Below are 22,180 nucleotides of genomic sequence, written 5' to 3'. Positions count from 1 at the left end.
GCAAATCGCGAACGGAGGTGATCGCCAGATGCAATTTCAATCGCTTGTCAGCTTATGGTTTGGCTTGACGCTGCCGGCTATCGTTCTGATGTATTTGCTTAAGCGCAAATATGTCGATACCGAGGTGCCGAGCCATTTGCTGTGGAACAGGGTGCTGCGCAGCCTCGAAGCGAACCGCCCTTGGCAGCGGCTGCGCAATCAGCTGCTGCTGATTTTGCAGCTTCTCACGGCGGCGTTGCTGGTGCTCGCGCTGATGCAGCCATGGATATGGGCCGAAAGCGGTGCGAAAGGGCATCTCGTGCTCGTGCTGGACCGTTCGGCCAGCATGGATGCGCTCACTCCGGATCCGGAGCACTCGAAGGAGAAGCTGACAAGACTGGAGCTCGCCAAGCGCAAGGCGGCTGATGTAGTCAAGGGTGGAGCGAACGGCAGCGCCGTTACGGTCATCTCCATGGGCAATCAGCCGGAGGTGCTGGTCTCAAGAGAAACAACGGCGGATACGGTTCTGGCTGCTATAGCGGGTATAGAGCCTTTTTACGGGAGAACGGCTTACAAGGAAACGATGTCTTTGGCGGCCGCTTTGACTCAGGACGATACGGACGCGGAAATTCGGGTATTGACCGATGCAGTGTGGAGTGAAGGCACGGAAGGGTTAACGTTCCGTGTACCCGTTCGGGTTGAGCCTGTCGGAGCCAATCCGGCGAACAACGTCGCCATCGTACAGTTCGGCGTGAGGAACGGCGCAGACGCGGCGGGAGGCTCCGCCGTCAGCGGCGTCGCCGCTTTGAAAAACACGGGGAGCGGGAAGCTGGATACGGACGTCACCCTGTATGCCGGCACTTCTGCCGCGGAAACGGTACGGATTCAGCTTGAACCTGGCGAACAAAGGACGCTCCATTTTGACAATATACGAAGCTCGGAATATTACAAGCTGTCGGTGGATGCCGAAGATGATTATGCGGCGGATAACCAAGCCTATGCTTTTTTGTCCGGTGAGCGCAACCGCAGGGTGCTGCTGCTGACCGAAGGGAATTTGTTTCTGGAAAAAGCGCTGCAACTCGCAAGGGCCGAGGTCATTAAGGTGCAGGCCGCAGGGATGGCTGCACCTCCCCAAGGCGATTTCGATCTGGTCGTTGCGGATCGGCTTGCGAGCGGCGCCGCTGCCGGAGAGGCTTGGCAGCGGCTGTTCCGCGAGAAACCGCTCTGGTCCATTCGCAGCGGCTACCAAGGGGAGGAGGTCCGTCCGCCTCAGGCCGATTACCGGATCGGCGAGCATCCCGTGACCAAATATATCCGCTTTCAGGATACGCATATCGCCAAGCTCCTGCCCATCGATCCGAAGGATCTAGCGGCCTGGGGTCAGCCGGTCGTATCGGCCGGCTCACAGCCGTTGATCGTCGCAGGTATGGAGAACGGCCGTCCGAGGCTGCTGTTTACCTTTGATTTGCAGCAGTCCGATCTGCCGCTGCGTCCGGAATTTCCGATCCTGGTGCAGAATGCGGTCGATTGGCTGGGAAGTGCCCAAAGCGCCAGTTTGGGGCGTGTCATTGCGGGTGAGAAAACGGACATCCCGATTGTTGCCCAAACCGTCTCAGCCCACTGGGTGCCGATGGAGCTCGCAGGATCGGCTGCAGGTGAATTACAAGCTGCAGGGCAGTCTTATCTCCCCGCCGAACAGGCGGATGGAGCCGTGCTAAGCCGTCAGAGTGTCCCGAATCGTCCGGGGCTTTATCAATTTGTAGAAAAGGGAGAAGACGGAAGCGAGCGGAAAACGCTTTTGGAAGTATCGGCCGATCCGGGAGAGTCAGCCATCGGAGAACGTAGGGAACTATCGTTCACCAGCGCTTCATCGAGCCCCCCTGCGACCGAACAGGGCGGAGCTCAGGCGCTGACGGAAGAACGTGAAGGAGAGTCGCCATATCCTCTGCTCCCATGGATTATCGGCTTGGTTATGTTGATCGTTTTGGCGGAATGGGGGGTGTACCATCGTGGGAATTCAATTTCGTGAGCCCTGGTTTTTGCTGCTGCTCATTCCGTTGGCGGGCTTTGCCGTTTGGGCCTGGCGATCCAAGCTGCGCATGGAAGACAACCGAAAACGGCTGGCGGTCGGGCTGCGTACACTCATCCTTTTGCTGCTGCTTACAGCGCTGGCAGGCATGCAGTGGTTTGTTACATTGGAGCGGCAAGCCGTATTTTACATCGTTGACCGTTCAGACAGCATGCCTGCGGGAAGCCAGTCCTATGAGCAGTGGTTGAAGACGTCCGCAGAGGCCAGAAAAGATCAGGATCTTATTGGCGTCATCTCTGCCGGCGGCAATGCCGTGGTCGAACGCAGCCTTTCTTTGCAGGCTTTGTGGCAGTTTTCCTTCTCCGGCGAAGTGAACCGGCAGTTTTCAAACATGGCGCAGGGGATGCAGTTGGCGGCAGGCTTGATGCCGGAAGATGCTGCTCCGCGGATCGTGTTGATTACGGACGGACAGGAGAATGTCGGCGATCTGCTGCGCCAAGGGCAGCTGTTGAAGAATAAAGGCGTGGCCGTCGATGTGCTGCCCATTCCGGCACCTGCACGCAAGGATGTCGCGATCGAAAACGTGAAGCTGCCGGAGAACCTGTACCAGGCGGAAAAATATGCTTTGGAAATACAGCTCTCCAGTACCTTTGCTGCAACGGGAGAGCTCCGGGTATACGAAGACAACCGGGAGCTGACACGGCAGACGGTGTCCGTTGAACGCGGCGACAACCGATTTGCTCTGCAGGGCTTGGCCAAAGAACCGGGCTTTCACCGGTATCGGGCCGAGATTTATTTCGAGGGTGACGAGCAGGCGGTGAACAATGCCGGCTACGCGTTCAGCCGGGTGAGCGGACCTCCCAAGGTGCTGATCGTAGAAGGAACGCCTGGTTCCTCCGGCAACCTGGAATCGGTTATGGCTTCCGGCCTGATCGGTTATGAAACGATTGCGCCCGAGATGCTTCCGCTGGAGATAGCCGATTATACCGGGTATGACAGCATGATTTTGAATAATGTGTCCGCTACTCGGATGTCCGGCATGCAGATGGAAATGATCGAGAAGGCGGTCAAAGATCACGGGATTGGTCTGGTGATGATCGGCGGCGAGGACAGCTACGGTATGGGCGGCTACTTCAAAACGCCGATTGAGCGAGCCCTTCCCGTATCGATGGAGCTGGAGGGAAAACGGGAAATTCCTTCGCTGGGACTCATTCTTGTCATTGACCGGTCGGGCAGTATGGATGGCGATAAACTGGAGCTTGCCAAGGAAGCGGCCATGCGAACGGTCGAGCTGATGCGCGAGAAGGACAGCGTGGGTGTGGTCGCCTTTGATTCCACACCTTGGTGGGTAGTAGAGCCCCAGAAGCTGACGGATAAGAAGAAAGTGCTGAGTCAGATTCAATCGATTCAGCCGGCAGGCGGCACAGAAATTTATACGGCCGTGCAGGATGCCTATCAGCAGCTGCTTAAGGTTGACGCCCAGCGCAAGCATATCATTTTGCTGACGGACGGTCAGTCGTCTACGAATCAAAGCTACGACCAGCTTACGGCAAACATGGTCCAAAACAACATGACGCTATCCTCTGTAGCCGTAGGAGACGGGGCGGATGTGGCGCTGCTTGAGGCGCTTGCCAAGCAGGCCAAGGGACGGTTTTATTTCACGAACGATCAGAGCACGATACCCGCGATTTTCAGCCGGGAGGCGGTGATCATGGCGCGGACGTACATCGTGGATCAGCCTTTTGTGCCGGCGGTAGGCCAGCCGGGGGATTGGGGGACTTTATTCGGGCGGGGCGTGCCGCAAATTAACGCCTACGTAGCCACAACGGCTAAGCAGACGGCAGAAGTGGCGCTGACCAGTCCGGAGCCCGATCCGCTGCTTGCCCGCTGGCAGTATGGCTCAGGCCGTACGGTCGCCTGGACAAGCGATGTCACCGGCAAATGGTCACGCGACTGGGTGGCGTGGGATGCGTTTGCACAGACGTTCACTCAAATCGTAAAATGGACCTTTCCCCAATTTCAGGATATGCCGCTGGAGCTGACGACAAGGCTGAACGGTAATGAAATGAAGCTTGGCATCAAAAGCCAGGATGCCGAATTCAAAGGCGGGCTTCGCGCCTCGGTAACCGATGAAGCGCTGCAAACGAAAACGCTGCAGGTAACGCCGACCGCCCCGGGAGAATATGAGGCCGGCATGGATATCTCCAAGCCGGGCGTCTTTCTGACGAGGATTGACTTATTGGACGAGAGCGATCCGGACCGCACCTTAGGCAGCTTTACTACAGGCTTCGTGCTGCCTTACTCACCGGAATACCGTATCGGCTCCGGTGATCCGACGGCCAAACTGAAACAGCTGGCCGACATGACCGGCGGCAGAATGCTCAGCATGGAACGCCCCGAGGAAGTGTTCCAGGGGGATGTCGCGGCGAAGAAGCAGCTGCACGATCTGACGCGTTGGCTGCTGACTTTGGCCGTGCTCCTGTGGGTGCTCGACATCGCCGTACGCCGTCTGTCGCTGCCTTGGGGGCGTCTGGCCGCACTGCCGGGTGCGCTGCTGCGCCGCGGACGCGGAACCGCAGCGCCGAAGGCGCCTGATGCGGAAGCCGCGATGGAGCGGCTGCGGGAACGCAAGCGCAATGTCGGCGCATTCTATCGTGGGGCAGACGCGATTCAGGATGCTGCCGACAGGTCCAGGGACAGTTCCTCGCTGCTGGAGCGGGGAACTGAGGCTGCGCCTGCTGAAGTGCCGCAGCAGACCTCGACCGAACAACGGTCCAAACCAGGGACGACCGTTTCTAAACCCGCCGTTTCAGAGACGACGGACAAAAGCGCGGAAACCATGAACCGGCTGCTCGCGGCCAAGAACCGCCGCCGAAGGTAAAAACCCTAAGGGAGCGGCAGAGACCGGTTATTCTCTTATGGTGACGCGCGTCCCGATTGGAACGAGCCTGGATAAAGCGAGAACGTCGGCATTATGCATGCGAATGCATCCTTTTGAGACGGATTGGCCGATGGACGCAGGATTGTCGGTGCCGTGAATGCCGTAATGGGGCCTTGATAAGCCCATCCAGAACACGCCAAACGGACCGCCCGGGTTCGGGGCTTTGTTTACGATCGTATATTCTCCGACAGGAGTTTGCGTCAGCATTTTCCCGATTGCGATAGGATAGGAATGGATGACGGTATTGTCTTCCAACAGGTGCAGCCGACGGTCGGACAGGTCGACGATGATCCGGTAGGCCATAATCAAATTTCTCCTTTAACAAGCGGATGGGAACTGTTTTACCTTATGCGTATCGGCCTTCCGATGCATTGGTCAAACACCTGAAAGCATACTGCCTTTTTACATGTAAATTCCTTATTTTGCTTTTAACTTTCCATAAACATCAACTATAATGTGTATGGAGGTAACTAGAGACAGGAGAGAGGGAGAGCATTGAGTGACATACTGATCGCCATCATTATGGGAATTGTGGAGGGCCTGACGGAATTTTTGCCTGTATCGTCTACCGGACATATGATTCTTACGGCACATTTGCTAGGATTTGAGGGTGAGAAGGCCAAAACGTTTGAAATCGTCATACAGCTTGGAGCGGTATTGGCCGTGTTTGTATTATACTGGCGCCGTTTTTTGGGTATGCTGCACTTCAAGCCGGGCTACATGCAGGAACGCCGTGCCAATATTGTTCATGTTGCCCTTGCGATGGCTCCGGCGGTTGTGATTGGTCTTGCTTTGCATAGCTTGATCAAGACATACTTGTTCGGACCGGAAACGGTATTGGTAGGTTTGGTGGCCGGAGGCATTCTGATGATTGTGGCTGAAAAATCCAGGAGAAAGGTAACGGCCGAAACCATGGACGACATTTCGTATAAACAAGCGTTCGGTATCGGAGTATTTCAATGCCTTGCCTTGTGGCCCGGATTCTCAAGGTCAGGCTCGACCATATCCGGAGGGATGCTGCTGGGTACGAGCCAGAAAGCCGCGGCGGAATTTACCTTTATCGTTTCTGTGCCGATCATGTTCGCGGCGACGATTCTTGACTTATACAAGAGCCGTGAGTACTTATCTGTGGAAGACATGGGATTGTTTATTACAGGTTTGGTATCCGCATTCGTCGTCGCTATGATTGCGGTAGTAACCTTTCTGAATCTGATCAAACGCCTTAAGCTGTCGTGGTTTGCTTATTATCGTTTTGTGTTAGCCGCTATTTTCATTTATGTCTTGTTTATGTAGAAAAAACAAACAAGCCGTAAGCTTTTGGGGCCGTGGATGAGCGGGGCCGGAAAGCTTGCGGCTTTTCTTTTAACTTACGATTGCAGATTCTGCAGGAATAAGGTAGCGTTCAAGAAGCGCCTGGCCAGCGATTGAAAATAGGTGGTTTGTACGGAAACCATGGCAATAAAGATCGTATTGCTCACGGCTTCCTTTTGTTCTTCGCTTAGCCCATCAAGCGAGTCCGTGAAATCGTCCGCCCTTTGCTTAATAAGCTGTTCCAGCATATGATCGTGGTTGCGTCTGCCGATGTCATGTCCGGAGAGATCCAATACCTGATCGTTGTTCTGATCCATTTCCTCAAAGATTGAGGAATACAAAGCATATAATTGGAGCGGGCTGATCAAATCGTCGGAGTCTTCATCCGGGCTTTGAAACAGCAGCGTCAACAGCTTGCGGATGGATTCGAAATCCAGAGTCGCTTTCAAATCATCAATAATGAACAGAACGGCGGTTTGCTTGATCGAATACTTTTTTCCTACCTGCGGAGAACCGATTAAATCTTTAAAATCCCGTTTCACCCAATTTTGTACCGTGGTGATAGAAAAATGAGTATATTCGATCTGATTGCCCAGCGAAACGATTTCCGTCAGAGAAAATCCGTCATTTTGAACTTTTGTTTTGATGATTTTTTCAAAAATCGGGGGGAGTGACGTGGAAATAAAGGCGCCGAACGATTTGCCGCCTTGAATTTCGGCCCTATGCGATTTGGCCCATGCTTCCTGCAGGACGGCCAGAGGCGTCTTGCAGCTTATTCCTTGCAATGACATTAAGAGAGCGGCCATTTGTTTTCTCGTCAAATAGAACAATTCCATCGGGTTTCTTCCTTCTCGATTTTGAAGTTCATATGAACTCATCATATGATTATTTCGTAAAAAAGTCAAAGCCCCCAAGAAGAAAAGAATACCACATGCACAGGTGTCAATTAAGCATAAATTGCTTTAATTTAAGCAAAAATGATCAAATACGGACTTTGCAGTTTTCTTACGAAAAGGTCTATGATAAGTTCATAAGAACTTTATATGTTGGTGTTCATAAATCACAAAATCCTAATAAATAAGGAGAATCAGATGTACGCCTTAAATTTGTTTATGGTCGCAGTGCTCATTGTGGCTACGGCATTTTTTGTAGCTACGGAATTCGCCATCGTTAAACTCCGGCCCAGCCGGGTAGATCAGATGGTGATGGAGGGCCGCAAAAATGCGCTTGCTGTGAAACAGGTCACCAGCAATCTGGACGGCTATTTGTCCGCCTGTCAGCTGGGGATTACCATTACAGCTTTAGGACTGGGCTGGTTAGGAGAGCCGACAGTGGAGGAAATACTCCATCCGGTGTTTGAGCGGTTCCAGCTGCCGGGTGAGCTTGTCACTATTCTTTCTTTCGGAATTGCCTTCATATCCATCACTTATCTTCATGTGGTGCTCGGTGAGCTAGCCCCGAAATCGGTAGCCATTCAGAAGGCCGAATGGATTAGCATCATCACGGCAAAACCGATTATTTTCTTTTATAAAGTAATGTATCCGTTTATCTGGGTTTTAAATGGCTCGGCGAACGCATTGGTAAGACTTTTTGGTATGCGGCCCGCTAAAGAGCATGAGGAAGCACATACGGAAGAAGAACTGCGCATCATTTTGGCCGAAAGCTATACGAGCGGCAATATCAATATGACCGAGTACGGTTATGTGAACCGGATCTTCGCTTTTGATGAGCTGCTAGCCAAAGAAATTATGGTTCCCCGGACGGATATGGTATGTCTGTATCTAAACAACACGCCGGAAGAGAACCTCCGCATCATTAAAGAAGAAAAATACACCCGTTTTCCGGTAGTCAAAGAAAGCAAGGACCACGTGGTCGGGATGATCAACACAAAAGAATATTTTCTGCGTCGAGATGACGAACCTGGAATCGAGCTATCCGAACTGATTCATCCGGTGATGACGGTCTCGGAAGTGATGCCGGTCAAAACACTTTTGAAAAAGATGCAGCAGGAGCGCGCGCATATCGCCATCCTGGTAGACGAATTCGGCGGCACATCCGGCATGGTCACCATCGAAGACGTATTGGAGGAAATCGTCGGGGAGATCCGGGACGAGTTCGATGCAGAAGAGCAGTTGGAAGTGGAGAAGCTTGGCGAAGGCCACCTGATCGTAGACGGCAAGGTGACATTGACTCACCTGAACGATCTACTGAATACGGATATTACCAGCGAAGAACTGGATACGATCGGCGGTTGGTTATACCGGCAAAATCCGGATTTGGAAAAAGGCCGGGAGTGGAAATACGAGAATCTGACCTTTATCATTCGTGAAAAAGAAGAGCACCGGATTCGTAAATTGGAGGTTGTGAAGCACGGGCCGCAGGATGCGGAGGCAGATTCCAACGAAGGCCGTGAAGAACCGGTAAACATGTAAAGAAAGCTTTGGGCGAGAGGAGAAATCCAACCTTGTCCAAAGCTTTTTTATTCCATAGGTGCGTTGCTTTGCTTTGTCGGACGGTTCTCTTGTTCCGTATGTTTAATAACTCCTTATGGCCACTATCCCCTCGGCTCAGATGATATTTCCGCCAGCCCAATTGCCGAATCGAAATGGATGGATTATCGACTAATAGACGTACGGGGTGTGAATAGGAGGGAACTGCAGACGTGCTGCTCTCGAATCAAGAGTTTTCAACACCAAAGATACGACGTATCAACCCTGAGTTGGAAGGATGATCAGCATATAAGATGTGCAAGATGCGGCAGCAGCATAGCTTCAGCCAAATATAATGTGCAAGGTGCCGGCAGCAGCATAGCTTCAGCCAAATTTGATTTCATGTCTGTCATTACACGAAGAATCCGGATTCACCGAATGAGAAATAATATAGCTATGGGGTTAATGGGTTGGTTCCAGTACGAGCCTTTGTGAAAAGTGCGGCCGACGTAAAGGATAAAGTTCATCTGGTTACGGTACCCTTTAACATCGAATAGGTAACTTTCTCTGATTTGGCGCATAGGTGCGTCAGGTGGTGGAATATCGGCGTTCTTTGAAGGGAGAGATTCAGACGATAACAAAATTCGTCCAGATAAGCTTGAAGATGTTTGGAGCCAATTCCATGAAAGGTGGAGTTGATCCATTTGCTAGCCGCGGCGGAGACGCGCAGCAGCCGTTGGAAGCGTTTGTGACTCCAGCGGCTTGTGACGGTTTGGACATCTTTTGTCCGAGGTTCTATATGCTGTTCAATAAAATTCTGTTCAGCGGAACGAAGGATCAGCCGCTCCCTTCTGTATTCCTCGGAGACAAGCTTCATTTTGATGCAGATAGGCTCTCCCTGCTCGTCCATCGATGCGCCGATCAGCAGCGGATGTTCTTGTGGATGGTGATACCAGCTGGGATTGTGAGGTCGTCCGTAAACGGATCCGTTAACCCGAACGATGCCTGATAGAAGGGAGCGGCCATCGGCCTCACTGATGACATGACGGATCTTTCTCAGGATTAACCAGGCTGTTTTGTAAGTAACACCGATCACACGGCTTAGCTCGACGGCATTCGTGCCGCACTCGGTCCGTGAGATGAGAAAGAAGGCCATAAACCATTTGCGCAGATGAGTGCGGCTTCCTTCCATAATCGTTCCCGAGGTAAGAGATGATTGGTAGTGACAATGGCGGCACTCATAGAGCGGCAGCCTGCGGGTGACGATTGTAGAGGCAAGGTGATGTCCACAGCGGGCGCAGGAGAACCCGTTGGGCCACTTGAATTGATACAAGGCATCGGCGCAAGCCTCCTCCGTATTGAAATATTGACAAAATTCTTCCCAAGTCATGGCCCTATACTCCAAACGAAACCCACCCTTAACAGAAACGTATGTTCGTAATATAATATTACCAAACATATGTTCTGATTTCAAGTGTGAATTTTGCCGTTTCGATCCGAAATGTCATTTGAATACCATACTGAGCTTTGGGGATAGTGGCTATAAGCGTTCAAAAGGGACCACATATTTCCCAAAAAAGTTGACAATAAGACTGAGAACAATTATCATTAATAACATAGATGATATTGAGAATCATTATCATAAAACAACTTTGGTATACATAGAACAGCTAAGTTCATCCCCTAAAACTATTTGGTAAAGGAGAACGTTAACATGGCATCGATTTTGGTCGTAGGAGCCGATCATTTGGGCAATATGCCCGAGCATTTGGCCGGTCTTGGGTTTGATGAAGTCATGCATATGTCGGGTCGCAAGTGTCAAATGGTACGAAAGGGCATACCGGACAAGGTTGATGCAGTGCTGGTGCTCACCGATTACGTCAATCATAATTTGACAAAAGCGATTAAACAGCAGGCTAAAGAGCAGGAAGTGCCGATCTATTATGCCAAGCGGTCGTGGTGTTCGGTCAAAAAAGCATTGTGTGCATGTGCGGATACCTGCGAATGGTTGAATGACAGGAAGGACGTGCTTTCGTAAACATCCGGAATATACTCCGCTGGTGAAAGCGGCGGAGGATAGGAAGAGAAACGGAGACTTTCCCGTCTGGGGAGTCTTTTTTTGCCTTTGGTGATAAAACTTTCTATGATTCTCGGGCTCTAAACCTAGTATGATAGAGGAAGAGGATGAGGAGGATAGCACCCGAGGAGGTTTTTTTATGAAGAAATTTATCATGGGACTGGTTTGCGGGGCCGCTCTGGCTACTTCTGCTACCATTAACGCATCCAGTGAAATTCAGGCGCTGCTGTTTCCTGTCAAATTTCAATTTAACGGCGCGAGCAAGGAATTAGGCTCCCGTTTCTCTGCATTGAACTATGAAGGACATACGTATGTGCCGCTTAGGTTCGTAGCTGAAAATCTCGGCGCAGGGGCTGTCTATGATGCGAAAGCAGGTATGGTTTCTGTTGTTTCGGAGCCGAAGGACGCGGATGAAGCACAGCATAAAATCTGGGCGGTCAAGTATCGCCTGGAACGCGGAATGGATCAAAAAGAAGTAAAAGCGGTGCTTGGCGATCCGTCTTTTATGACTTTGATCGAAAGCTCGAAGCAGCAAGTGTGGCGTTATGATTTTGGAGCTCAAGCGGACTACCTGTACGGAGGATTGAACGCCGATGTAGAGGGAATACGCCGGGGGGACCTCGAAGCACAGCTGTTTATCAATTGGAATTCCAGCGGTCAAGTCGACCGGTATGAACTGTGGAGCACTGCTGTATCCGGCAACGGAACCGGCAGCGTGTCAAGCTATATCGTTTATCCTGACGGCTCTATTGGAGGCTCAGCGGCAGACTAAATAAACAGCCGGTATCCCTTCAAGGAGCCGGCCATTGTTTTATGAATTCCGGATATCGAAAATTTGGATATTCTGTGTATATTAAGTTCAAACCGCAACTTGTAAGCGCTTTTTTCGTATAAAAAGGTATTATTTTCTTTTTTTAGAAATGTAGGTGATGAGTTGAACTCCATATTTTTTCCCAAACCTCTTTTTATTGCCGTCGTTGTAACGCTAACTTTGTTTCTTATAGTTATTGGAGTAGGGTTCAGGAAGGACAGTACCCGAATCATGCATGCGGTCAGCTGGGATCGGGTCAAGGCTTATCAATATGAAAAAACGCCCGGGCTTAAAAGGGCAGAGGAGCTGGGTTTGACCAGAAGCTATCAGATTGAGATGCCTGTACCTGAAACGGACCTGATTTTATCCATTTACGAGGTTTGGTACAACAAAGAACACGTTTATTTTTTCTACAGCTTTGAGCGGACTAAAGGAAGCTTCGCCAAACATTTGAAGGACCGTGAAGCGCCTGTTTTGTCGTTTCGGGCGTTTTTATCCGACAGCACGGAGGATACCGATACCGCCGGCAATGCTTCTTACCCTTTGAACTGGCCATCATGGGAAGGAGCGCAGCATCAAGGGAAGTTCCATCAAAGGCTGGCGGTGGCCCCCTTTATTGAAGAGGATCAGGTTCTCGTATCCAGAATTGAGGAGATTGTGCTGAAGCAAGTCTTGGTTCAGTGGGGAGACCATACGTACCCGCTTGAAGATATACGGCTGCCGTTGCATATTGACCTTACCACCGGGCAGAACGAGACGGTACCGCTCTGGCATAGTGAATGAATTTGCCGAATGTGTATAACTTCCCCAAGCCCTGGAAAGGATAAATGCGATTTATCTCAGGACAATACCAAAAGGGGTTGGCCCACATGCCTTATGCCGACATCAACGGAACCAGGCTGTACTACCAGGTCAAAGGACAGGGTGTGCCTATTCTGTTCTTGCACCCGCCCTTGATGACGGGACTCACGTTTGCTTATCAACAACATCAGCTTGCGGATCAATTTCAGGTGATCACTTTCGACATCCGCGGCCACGGCAAAAGCCCTTATTCCAGGCAGTCCGTTACATACTCGCTTATAGCCGAGGATATACGGCAGCTGATGGATGAATTGGGGATTCCAAAAGCGTACCTTTGCGGATACTCCACCGGCGGTTCGATAGCGCTGGAGGCGATGCTGAACTACCCTGATCGCTTCCTTGGAGCCATTCTTGTCAGTACTATGTCGGAGGTTAGCACCCCTGTTCTCAAAATGCAAATTTGGCTGGCCTCCGCTCTTACGGCGGCAAGAGTTAAACGTTTGCTTGCGGCCGCCATTTCAGCCGGCAATGCCGACAGCCTGCAAACGTATAAACAGCTGTACGGATCCTCCATGCAAGGGGATATCCGGAACATGTATCAATATTATCGCTTCAGTGCGAAATACAATTGCACGAAACGCCTGAAAGAGGTCCGCGCCCCCATCCTGCTCTTATTCGGGCAAAAGGACAAGAGATTCAAGCGTTATGTCCGCATTCTCCATAGGCAATTGCCGGTGAGCTCGCTTTATATGCTAGAAAATGCCAGGCATCAGCTCCCGACGAAAGAAGCGCAGCGCATGAATGACATCATTCGTACATGGGTTGCGCGCCAGCAGGAAGAAGCCAGCCAAAGCCGTGCTCTCTGCCCGGACGGGGGACTGCCGTACTTGGCAGAAGAGATGATGACGGTAACTGAACCGGAGGAAACACATATTTAGCCAAACGAGCGCGCTATGTGACTCTTCCTGTGGAATAAATGGCCATCGGACCGTTCGGAGACTGCCGAATGGTCTTTTTAGCTTTTCGTCCGTTTTTTCCTGAGTCCTCTTACCAAAATCGACTTCATAAGCTACAATACTTTGTACAAGCCCTTGTCAAGGAAGCTGCGAAGGCGAGGAGGTTAACAAGACGGTTATGAACCGACATCGCATAATCGAAGAGGCAAGAAGTTATGTAAAAAAAGAATTGGAGCGCGACAGCAGCGGCCACGACTGGTGGCATATCGTACGGGTAGCTGGAACGGCCAAGCGGCTTGCCGCTTTGGAACAGGCGGATGTCTTTATCTGTGAGCTGTCAGCACTGCTGCATGATATTGCTGATGAGAAGCTGAATCCGGACAAGGAAGCGGGGCTTAGCAAGGTTGAGCAGTGGCTGGAAGAAGCCGGGGTGGATGTCCGTCATCGTCAACATGTGATGGAAATTATCTCCACGATGTCCTTCAGGGGAGGCCGTGGTCAGCCGATGTCCACGCTGGAAGGACGCATTGTTCAGGATGCCGACCGGCTCGATGCCATCGGCGCGATCGGGATTGCGAGGACGTTCGCCTACGCCGGATGGAAAGGTCATGCCTTGCATCACCCGGAGCTTCCTCCGCGGGAGCATATGACCAAAGAGCAGTACAGGAACGAACCAGGAACCGCAATCAACCATTTTCATGAAAAGCTGCTGAAGCTGAAATCGTTGATGAACACAGAGGCCGCACGCGCGTTGGCGGAAGAAAGGCACAGCTTCATGAATCTGTTTTTGGAGCGATTCGATCAGGAATGGTATCTGGGAGACGATGTATCTTCCCGGTTTTCGCCGTCCGTACAAGCTGGAGATTGGAGCGGATATAGGACACATGTGGTTTTCGGACCGTCAGCACGCGGGGCGGTGAAGCTGGCACTCCGCAGCCGTCCGCAGGAGTCGGTCATCAGCCTGGATGATGATTTGATGCATGGACCTCTGGAAGGCGTTGGAGGACCGTCACGTTTGGCATGGTGGAAGCAGTTTCTGAATGAAGAAGATCGAGCTGATATGATCCCGGCACTGCTCAAACATTTCATGTTGTGGCAGGGATGGCCGCGCCAGATCAAAGGCTCCGTCGTTTTGTGGGCGGGAAACTCGGCGACCGAGCAAATAGGGCTTCGCTATGCGCTGGCCGCTTTGCCTGAGGATATCCCCGTATCCGTCATCGATGTCACTTCCGAGCTGCATCGGCTCTACCCCGACAGGGATTATCGCAGCGCAGCTCAGGCTTCACCGGGTCAACTGGCCGGGCTGGCGGACAACGCCGTCTCTTTATCCGGCCGGGATAGAGCGGATCAGATCAAGGATTGGAACCGGCTTGTCGCCGACGGAGGGCTGCTTCGCATCGTGGAGAATGGATCGGTACGTACTGTGGACGAGGGTTACTTTGATGCGCTGATCTTGGAAACTGCGCACCGGCTCCTTTCGAACAGAGACAGCGAGCTGAAAGCGGCCCGTCTGGTCGGTGAAATCATCGGCGTCTTGGATCAGCCCGTATCCGACACGTACATCGAATACCGCCTGCGGAAGCTGTTGGACCAGGGGCAGCTGGAGTATACCGGCTCTTTGCAAGCGATGAGGTATTACAGCGTAAAGCTGGCCACGTAACGGCATGCTGCAAGCCTTCCGGCTGGATGTACCGGAAGGCTTATTCCAAACGGAAGACGGATACCCGTATGTGAATCAGCCGGCTATCGCGCGGCCCGATTATTTCGGCGGTTGATCTCCGGAGGTCTTCTCATTGTTTCCGTTGAACAGGGTTTCCGTCAAAACCTTCAATTTATCCATCAGCTTGCCGTAGCCGAAGCCGACCAAAAAAGCGATGCCGATTTTCGCTTCCATCGAGGTGCCGGTTTGCAGCAGCATGATGCCGCTTTGGAACAGCACGATCGTCATTACCGCCGCTCCCGCGCATTTAATCGGCCTCAGCAAATACCATAAAATCCAACGATCCGATATTTGATCATAAAACGCGTGAAACAGTCTCATGGCGTACAGGGTGCCCCCGATCGCTCCGGCAAGCGCGTAGTATACGTATTCTTCCACCGCCCGCAGCTCGACGCCGAGCCAGTGGACGATTGCGCCGCTTTTTATCATTCCGCCCATCCAGAAGCTCCCCATAAACCAAACCAGCATATACAGAAGCAGGCCAAGCTTGTACCATTGATCTCTGGGAAACATCTTATCGCCCTCCCGCATAGATGTATATCAGCTTATTCCCAAATAAGCGAAAAGGTGCAGGCCGTTGTACATAGGCATTATTTTAAGCGTTATCCCATAGATCTAGAGAACTACAAGAGAATAAAGTCAAGTTTTAACCATTATTTTATGTTTTTTTTTGCAGGAATTGCTCAGGTATTTGTGGAAGAGTAGGTAGCGCTCACTCTCATAAATTGCCTATTTTCGTTCTTATTTTACAAAAGGGATGTTGATTATTATGCTGGACAGTCAAAGTAACGAAGAAGCGGGAGGCTTGGGAAAAAGCGTAAAAAGGGAGAGGGACCAAAAACCGTCCAAGGCGCAATATATCATGGCATCCAAGCAAAGAAGCCGGGAGGCTCGCCTCAACCCTGACACCATTCCCGTTTTTAAAGAAAAGTTGTCGACGTCCGAGCTGAACCGCAAATTGAGCGAGTATGAGAACGTGCTGGCCGTCGTTCGATTCTTTGTGAAGAAACTGCTGCTGTCTTCCAAAGGAAATCCGATTTTAATCGTCATATCCGATGAAACGGGAGTCATTCTGGACATGGATGGGGATGAGACGATTAAACAGACGGTCAATCAGCTCGGGATTCAAATCGGTGTTCGGTTTACCGAGGAATCATGCGGGACGAATGTGATTAATCTGAGCCTCAAAGAACGCCACCCGGTAGAACTGATCGGCCAAGATCATTACCACACTTATTTTTTCACCCACGCTTGCTATGCGGTTCCTTTTCATTATAGAGATCGCAATGACCTGCTCGGAACGATCTCCATCATGACCTCGATTGATCTGGCCAACCCTTTTTATTTGACTCTGCTTGATTTGGCTGTCGATTCGATTGAACGCGAGCTGCTTCTGATTAAGCAGAACCAAAGGCTGAACATGTTGAACCAAATCATGATCAATTCCACCCGCAACGGCATCATCATGACGGACAAAGAAGGCACCATTGTGGAAATGAACGAAATCGCCGAACAATTAACGGGCTTAAGGAAAGGCTTGAACCGACATCAAGTTGTGCGTATGTTCAGTCCTATGGGACAATACATATCGGATGTTATCGAAAAAGGAAGCAAATACGAGAACATTCAGCTCATCCTCGAAAGAAACAGGACCAAATCGAAATTTGTCTGCTTGTTTGATGCGATCCCGATATATGACGAACATTACCAGATTATCGGAGCCATCGGCCAGTTCAGAGATGTGACAAGGCTATACGAGGCCGAAGAAAAATATAATCATTTGGCTTATCACGATGACTTGACGGGATTGCCGAACCGCAGAAATTTTTATAAGCAGCTTGGTGAAATGTTTGAGACGGCCAGACACAACGACAGCCGGTTCGCTGTCCTGTATATTGATCTCGACCGGTTCAAAATGGTCAATGATACGTTTGGCCATCAAAACGGAGATATGCTGTTGTGCGAAGCCGCCGACCGTCTGAAGAACGGACTCCGCACCGGCAGCTTCCTCTCTCGGATGGGCGGAGACGAATTTACGATTATCGTACCGCTAGGTTCCGAACCGGAGGCGGCCGTCCTTACGGCGAAGACCATCTTATGCAACTTTGAACGCAGCTTTATGATCCAGGGGCAGGAATTCCATATTTCTGCGAGCGTCGGCATTGCTTATTACCCGGATGACGGACAAGATGCGGAAACCTTAATGATTCACGCCGATACGGCTCTTTATAAAGCCAAGGAAGCAGGACGAAATACGTATGTGCTGTACGCACCTTCTATGGACCAGTCGTCCCATGAGAGATTGGCGCTGGAGAATGCACTTCGCAAAGCAGTGGAGAGGGAGGAATGGGTTCTTCACTACCAGCCGCAAATCGATATGAATACCGGCCAAATCGTCGGCGTGGAAGCGCTGATTCGTTGGAAGCATCCCGTGTATAAGCTGATTCCCCCAAGCGAATTTATACCTCTTGCCGAAGAAACGGGGTTGATTGTTCCGATCGGCGAGTGGGTCTTAAAGGAAGCTTGTTTGCAAAACAAGCGCTGGCAGGATTCGGGCTTTCCTAAGATACGGATCGCCGTCAACTTATCGACAGCACAATTTATGAAGAAAAATTTGTACAAAACAGTAGAAAAAGTACTTGAGGAAACCGGACTGGAGCCGCAGTATTTGGAACTGGAAATCACCGAAACGATGACCATGGATGTGGAAAAAGCGAGTGCGATATTGGATGAGCTAAGCGGGCTCGGCATCCAAATCAGCATCGACGATTTCGGTACGGGCTACAGCTCCCTGAATTATTTGAAGCAATTTTCGATCCACCGCCTGAAAATTGACAAATCTTTCATCAGGGATATCATAAGCGATGAGAGCAATGCGAGGATCGTAGGGGCCATTATTGCCATGGCCCATCACTTGGGCTTGCATGTGATCGCCGAGGGTGTCGAGACGCGGGAGCAGATGTCTTTTTTGAAAGAGCAGAAGTGTGATGAGATCCAGGGCTATTATTACAGTCCTCCCCTGCCTGCTGAGGAATTGAAGACAAAATACTTTAAAAGCGTCACAGTCTGATATAGGAAGGTGTAACCATGCGATTGTCGCAAGTATTGGCGAACAATGTGAAGGAATGGGGGATCAATCACGTATTTGGCATACCCGGAAAATCCATTTCCCCCTTGATGCTCGATTTTGACAGCGCGGGTGTGGAATTCGTACTGACCCGACACGAAGCAGGAGCGGGCTTTGCAGCGGCTGGCTACGCGTTGGGCAACAAAAAACTGGGAGTGGCCATAGGAACGTCCGGGCCGGGAGGGACTAATCTGCTGACTGCGGCCGGCCAAGCGAAGGCTTATAACCTGCCGCTGCTGATTATTACAGGTCAGCCTTCGGCCGCGGAATCGGGCAAAGCATTAGGACAGGATTCCAGCAGCTTCGGTACCGACTTGGTCAAGATGTTTGAACCGGTTACGCTGTTCAGTGCCAGAATCGAACGGCCGGACCTCGTCCCCCTTTATGTTCAACATGCTCTAGAGAAAGCCAAAACCGGCGTTAAAGGACCGGTGCACCTTTGCATTCCTTTTGATGTTCTGATGGCGCAGGTCGAGCCGTTCACGATTCATCTGCCCGATCATATTCCTCAGATGATCTCGGCTAATGTGGAAGAAGCCATCCCGCTGCTGAATGCCGCCAAAAGGCCTGTGCTGTTCATCGGCAAAGGCGTGATGGCTGCGGAAGCCTACGATGAAATCCGCATATTGGCCGAACACTGGAACATCCCGGTCATTATGACACCCGGCGGCAAAGGGGCCTTTCCTACAAATCATCCGCTCAGCCTTGGAAATTTTGGGCTTGGAGGTACGATACAGGCAAACGACTACATGAAATCAGGCGTCGATCTGTTAATTGCGGTAGGGACGAAGCTGAGCGATATGACCTTGTCCGGGTTTACGCCCCAAATGATGCCGAAGCAGGTTATTCATTTTGATTATGACGTGACCTTTGTATCCAAAGCGCTTCCGGTTCCAACCTGCGTCATTCTCGGGGACGCCAAGACGAATCTGGCGAGGCTGATTGATCTGGCTGCTGCAGAGGTACAGGTCTATGAAGCGGCCGCGACAGCGGAGCTGGATGTGCCGCCCAAGGAATTGGGGGAGACACACGTTCTCTCTGCGGAAACGGCGATTCTGGCCCTTCGCTCTTCTTTGCCGGACGATGCGATTATATTCGGAGATGACGGCAGTCATACCTTCTACGCGATTCGCCATTATGATATTCGCATCCCGGGCACATTTTATTTCGACGATGTCTTCGGCGCCATGGGTCACGCCATCGGCTACGCCGTCGGAGCCAAAGCGGCTTTGCCGGATCGTACGATCGTGTGCCTGACCGGGGACGGGTGCGCCATGATGCACGGAATGGAAATTGCCACTGCCGTTAACCACCGGCTCCCGGTCGTGTTTGTTGTCATGAATAACGGTAGACTGGACATGGTCGACAAAGGTATGTCCTATAATACCGGACGCAGTGTAGGCGCGGTATACGAAACGCCTCTGGATGCCGCCATGTTCGCCCGTTCCTTAGGGGCAACCGGCATATGCTGCCGAACCGCCCAGGAGATCCGGGATGCCGTAAGAACAGCGCTGCATTCGCATGGTCCTACCGTCATTGAGATCATAGTTGACCCCAATGAAATCCCGCCCATTTTAACCAGACTGTTAACCTTGGAATAACCTTGGCAAGAATCTTTTTACGGTTGAAAGGAGTATGATTATGGCAGACGAAAGGTATGAGCAAGGGTTGGAGGTTTTAAAAGAAATGACGGGGGGAAAGGAGTTCCCTCCGTTAGAAGCGATTCATAGCTTCTATCCGGGATTCGCTGAATTTATCGTCAGCAACGGCTTTGCGGATATTTACAGCCGTCCCGGACTGGATATCAAGCAGCGCGAGCTCATTACCCTGTCTTCGTTGATCACGCAAGGGGCCGTGGATCAGCTCGACTTTCATATTCACGCCGCTCTGAATGTGGGACTCAGTCCTAAGGAAATAGTGGAATTGGTCCTGCACTGCTCGGCATACGCGGGCTTTCCCAAAGCGATAGCCGCATTGGGCGTAGTGATGCGTATTTTCAAAGAAAGAGAAGTTCAAATCTAAAACCTCCCCAAGCAGTGCCTGCGGGAGGCTCGAGCCGGAGGACGCTTGAAGAAGCGTCCTCTTTATTGTTGTCAGGACTGCAGCAAGGGTAACGTAATCGTCATGGTGGTTCCCGCATATTTATCCGAGGTAATGTCAATCGTTCCCCCGTGATTCTCAATAATCCGATAGCTGACCGACAGCCCCAGCCCCAGCCCGTTTTCTTTGGTAGTGAAAAAAGGATTCAGAATTTGGCCAAGCTCGTCCTCATCCAGGCCGATGCCGTTATCCTCGATCCGGATTTTCACATAATTCAAATCGGATTCCAACGAAACCAGAATCATTCCTTTCTCATCAACGGCTTCTAACGCATTCTGCAGGATATTAATCAGCACTTGCTTGATTTGGAGAGGATCGGCATGCAGCATAATGGGGTTGTTCTCGTGGAGAAATTGTGCAGAAACATTCTTGATAATAAATTGGCTTTCCATAAAAAGCAGTGTTTCTTGAACCAGCTCCTGGATGTTGAATAGCTTACGGTCGGGAAAGCTTGGCTTGGCCATCAACACAAACTGGGAAACCAGCTTGTCCAACTGCAGCAGCTCATTGTAAACGATTTCAATATATTTTTTTTCCTTGGTGGCCGGGTTTTCACTGGTTTTGAGTATTTTAATAAAGCCGATTATGGAAGTCAACGGATTGCGGATTTCATGTGCCAGACCGGCAGCCAGCTTGCCGATCACGGAGAACTTCTCCGCCGTGATGACCTGCCGCTCCAACAGGAAGCGCTCCGTGATGTCACGAAACTGGGCGTAGGCGCCGATGACCCTGTTTTTATCGTCGTAGATCGCATAGCTGTCAAACTGGCATACGATGCCTCCGTTTTGAATATTACCAAAGGTTAATTCCACGTTCTCGTAAGATTGGCCGTATTCGAGCACTTTGTACATGTATTTTCCGAACGGTTGTATGTCAAATATAGAGCTTCCGATCAGGTCCTGTTTTTTGCAATTGGCAATTTGCTCGGCAAAGGGATTGCATTCGGAAACTCTTCCGTAAGGATCGGTGATAATGATTCCGTGCCGCATATTTTTAATGAGAATCCGGTTCAACAGATCGAGCTTTTGGTTGTTTCTTGAAAGCAGAAGCTCTCGTTCAATGGAGTCCACGATATTGGAAAGCAGGGCGATAAAAACCGGGTTTTGGTGGTCGATTGTCGTCAGCAGGGATATGGTGCCCGACAAATGATGGCTTCTGGTGAAGTGAAACGGGACGCTGTAGCAAGCCAAATGATGCAAAGCCTCGTGATAATGCTCTTGACCGACCAGAGAAACGGGTGATCGTTCCGTCAAGGCCATATGAACCGAATTGGTTCCCATGGATTCTTCCGTGTACTGGATGCCTTTGACGATTCCAAGGTCGGTTACGGTCTTCTTGATTAATTGATCGCCGTACATCTCCAATATATAACCACTTTCATCCGTAAGGACCAACAAAAGAGGCGTGTTGTTCAGCAGATGCATGATTCGACCGGCAAACAAGCTCATGACGGATAGGAGTTCGTCAAACCTGATCCTTCTGTTTTGCAGCTCGGCCGGCGTCAATTTTCCGGAAGGCTTTGGAATCATGACGGGGTTCAATCCGAAGGTTTGGCATCTTTTTTTGGATGCCGATATACGTTCCGAAAGGTTAATCATAAGTTACCTTGGCTCCTAAATTTTGGAATTCTTTACAGATTGGAATCAACTCTTACATGATATATCAGGGAGTCTAAAAATGTTGTCTATTATTGTCGGCTGTATAACTTTTTTTGCTCCGCACCAAGGTCCATTTTTATGCTGCTAACAGCCTATAAAAGGGAATATCGGCATGCGAAAATGTTACTTGCTTCGGTAATATTTGAACGCTTGCTCCGCCTAGAGGCATGGTACCGTCCTATAAGGCGGTTTTCTTTATGTGGAAAAAATTTGGTGCCGCGGTGAGAAAAGGTTATACTGT

At 50.8% G+C, this 22,180-nt stretch carries 17 protein-coding genes; 12 read left to right on the top strand and 5 right to left on the bottom strand.

The window, feature by feature from the left end:
• Positions 1-28 precede the first annotated feature (28 nt).
• Both BLT35_RS06865 and BLT35_RS06860 read left to right on the top strand, forming a co-directional pair.
• Positions 29-2,008, top strand: a complete 1,980-nt coding sequence (locus BLT35_RS06865; RefSeq protein ID WP_074727366.1) for a vWA domain-containing protein — start codon at positions 29-31, stop codon at positions 2,006-2,008.
• Positions 1,989-4,889 (top strand): VWA domain-containing protein, encoded by a 2,901-nt coding sequence (locus BLT35_RS06860; protein ID WP_074727365.1) that lies wholly within the window; start codon positions 1,989-1,991, stop codon positions 4,887-4,889. Before BLT35_RS06865 ends, BLT35_RS06860 begins: the two co-directional genes overlap by 20 nt.
• A gap of 27 nt (positions 4,890-4,916) precedes the next feature.
• On the opposite strand, the gene BLT35_RS06855 is transcribed toward BLT35_RS06860, so the two are convergent.
• Positions 4,917-5,252, bottom strand: a complete 336-nt coding sequence (locus tag BLT35_RS06855; protein WP_074727364.1) for a L,D-transpeptidase — start codon at positions 5,250-5,252, stop codon at positions 4,917-4,919.
• Positions 5,253-5,444: 192 nt separating this feature from the next.
• Between BLT35_RS06855 and bacA the strand changes: the two genes are divergently transcribed.
• Positions 5,445-6,242, top strand: coding sequence for an undecaprenyl-diphosphate phosphatase (gene bacA / locus BLT35_RS06850; protein ID WP_054820149.1), 798 nt, complete (start codon positions 5,445-5,447; stop codon positions 6,240-6,242).
• Between the two features lie 74 nt (positions 6,243-6,316).
• Here the strand turns inward: bacA and BLT35_RS06845 are convergent, their stop codons facing one another.
• Entirely contained in the window at positions 6,317-7,096 is a 780-nt protein-coding gene (locus BLT35_RS06845; protein ID WP_062410664.1) for a DUF1836 domain-containing protein, read from the bottom strand.
• 255 nt (positions 7,097-7,351) lie between these two features.
• On the opposite strand from BLT35_RS06845, the gene BLT35_RS06840 reads away from it, so the two are divergent.
• The gene (locus BLT35_RS06840) at positions 7,352-8,692 is read left to right on the top strand and encodes a hemolysin family protein (protein WP_062410665.1); all 1,341 of its coding nucleotides are present in this window, start codon (positions 7,352-7,354) and stop codon (positions 8,690-8,692) included.
• Positions 8,693-9,212: 520 nt separating this feature from the next.
• Here the strand turns inward: BLT35_RS06840 and BLT35_RS06835 are convergent.
• Positions 9,213-10,079: a transposase gene (locus tag BLT35_RS06835; RefSeq protein ID WP_074727363.1), complete on the bottom strand. Its 867-nt coding sequence runs from the start codon at positions 10,077-10,079 to the stop codon at positions 9,213-9,215.
• A gap of 324 nt (positions 10,080-10,403) precedes the next feature.
• On the opposite strand from BLT35_RS06835, the gene BLT35_RS06830 reads away from it, so the two are divergent.
• The 5 genes from BLT35_RS06830 (at position 10,404) to BLT35_RS26180 (ending at position 14,994) form a co-directional block, all read left to right on the top strand.
• On the top strand, positions 10,404-10,727 hold the full coding sequence (locus BLT35_RS06830) for a DUF2325 domain-containing protein (protein WP_054820151.1): 324 nt from the start codon (positions 10,404-10,406) through the stop codon (positions 10,725-10,727).
• A gap of 178 nt (positions 10,728-10,905) precedes the next feature.
• Positions 10,906-11,538, top strand: a complete 633-nt coding sequence (locus BLT35_RS06825) for a stalk domain-containing protein (protein ID WP_054820152.1) — start codon at positions 10,906-10,908, stop codon at positions 11,536-11,538.
• 219 nt (positions 11,539-11,757) lie between these two features.
• Positions 11,758-12,360 carry a hypothetical protein gene (locus BLT35_RS06820; protein ID WP_175471941.1) on the top strand — a complete coding sequence of 201 codons (603 nt, stop codon included), beginning with the start codon at positions 11,758-11,760 and terminating at the stop codon, positions 12,358-12,360.
• Between the two features lie 86 nt (positions 12,361-12,446).
• Positions 12,447-13,316, top strand: a complete 870-nt coding sequence (locus BLT35_RS06815; RefSeq protein ID WP_062410669.1) for an alpha/beta fold hydrolase — start codon at positions 12,447-12,449, stop codon at positions 13,314-13,316.
• A gap of 196 nt (positions 13,317-13,512) precedes the next feature.
• Entirely contained in the window at positions 13,513-14,994 is a 1,482-nt protein-coding gene (locus BLT35_RS26180) for a DUF3658 domain-containing protein (RefSeq protein WP_082660946.1), read from the top strand.
• A 99-nt stretch (positions 14,995-15,093) separates the two neighbouring features.
• Here BLT35_RS26180 and BLT35_RS06795 read toward each other — a convergent pair whose 3' ends face one another.
• Entirely contained in the window at positions 15,094-15,567 is a 474-nt protein-coding gene (locus tag BLT35_RS06795; RefSeq protein ID WP_054820158.1) for a hypothetical protein, read from the bottom strand.
• 256 nt (positions 15,568-15,823) lie between these two features.
• Between BLT35_RS06795 and BLT35_RS06790 the strand changes: the two genes are divergently transcribed.
• Genes BLT35_RS06790 through BLT35_RS06780 form a run of 3 tightly spaced genes read left to right on the top strand, consistent with a single transcriptional unit; the run spans position 15,824 to position 20,203 of the window.
• Positions 15,824-18,124 (top strand): putative bifunctional diguanylate cyclase/phosphodiesterase, encoded by a 2,301-nt coding sequence (locus BLT35_RS06790; RefSeq protein WP_082660947.1) that lies wholly within the window; start codon positions 15,824-15,826, stop codon positions 18,122-18,124.
• A 17-nt stretch (positions 18,125-18,141) separates the two neighbouring features.
• Positions 18,142-19,782 carry a thiamine pyrophosphate-binding protein gene (locus BLT35_RS06785; RefSeq protein ID WP_054819609.1) on the top strand — a complete coding sequence of 547 codons (1,641 nt, stop codon included), beginning with the start codon at positions 18,142-18,144 and terminating at the stop codon, positions 19,780-19,782.
• A 40-nt stretch (positions 19,783-19,822) separates the two neighbouring features.
• Positions 19,823-20,203, top strand: coding sequence for a carboxymuconolactone decarboxylase family protein (locus tag BLT35_RS06780; RefSeq protein WP_235594216.1), 381 nt, complete (start codon positions 19,823-19,825; stop codon positions 20,201-20,203).
• 71 nt (positions 20,204-20,274) lie between these two features.
• Here BLT35_RS06780 and BLT35_RS06775 read toward each other — a convergent pair whose 3' ends face one another.
• Positions 20,275-21,879 (bottom strand): ATP-binding protein, encoded by a 1,605-nt coding sequence (locus BLT35_RS06775; RefSeq protein WP_062410670.1) that lies wholly within the window; start codon positions 21,877-21,879, stop codon positions 20,275-20,277.
• Positions 21,880-22,180 lie beyond the last annotated feature (301 nt).

Origin of the sequence: Paenibacillus naphthalenovorans (assembly GCF_900099895.1) — a bacterium.
Lineage (GTDB): Bacteria > Bacillota > Bacilli > Paenibacillales > NBRC-103111 > Paenibacillus_G > Paenibacillus_G naphthalenovorans.
This window is presented reverse-complemented; position numbering and strand designations above follow the sequence as displayed.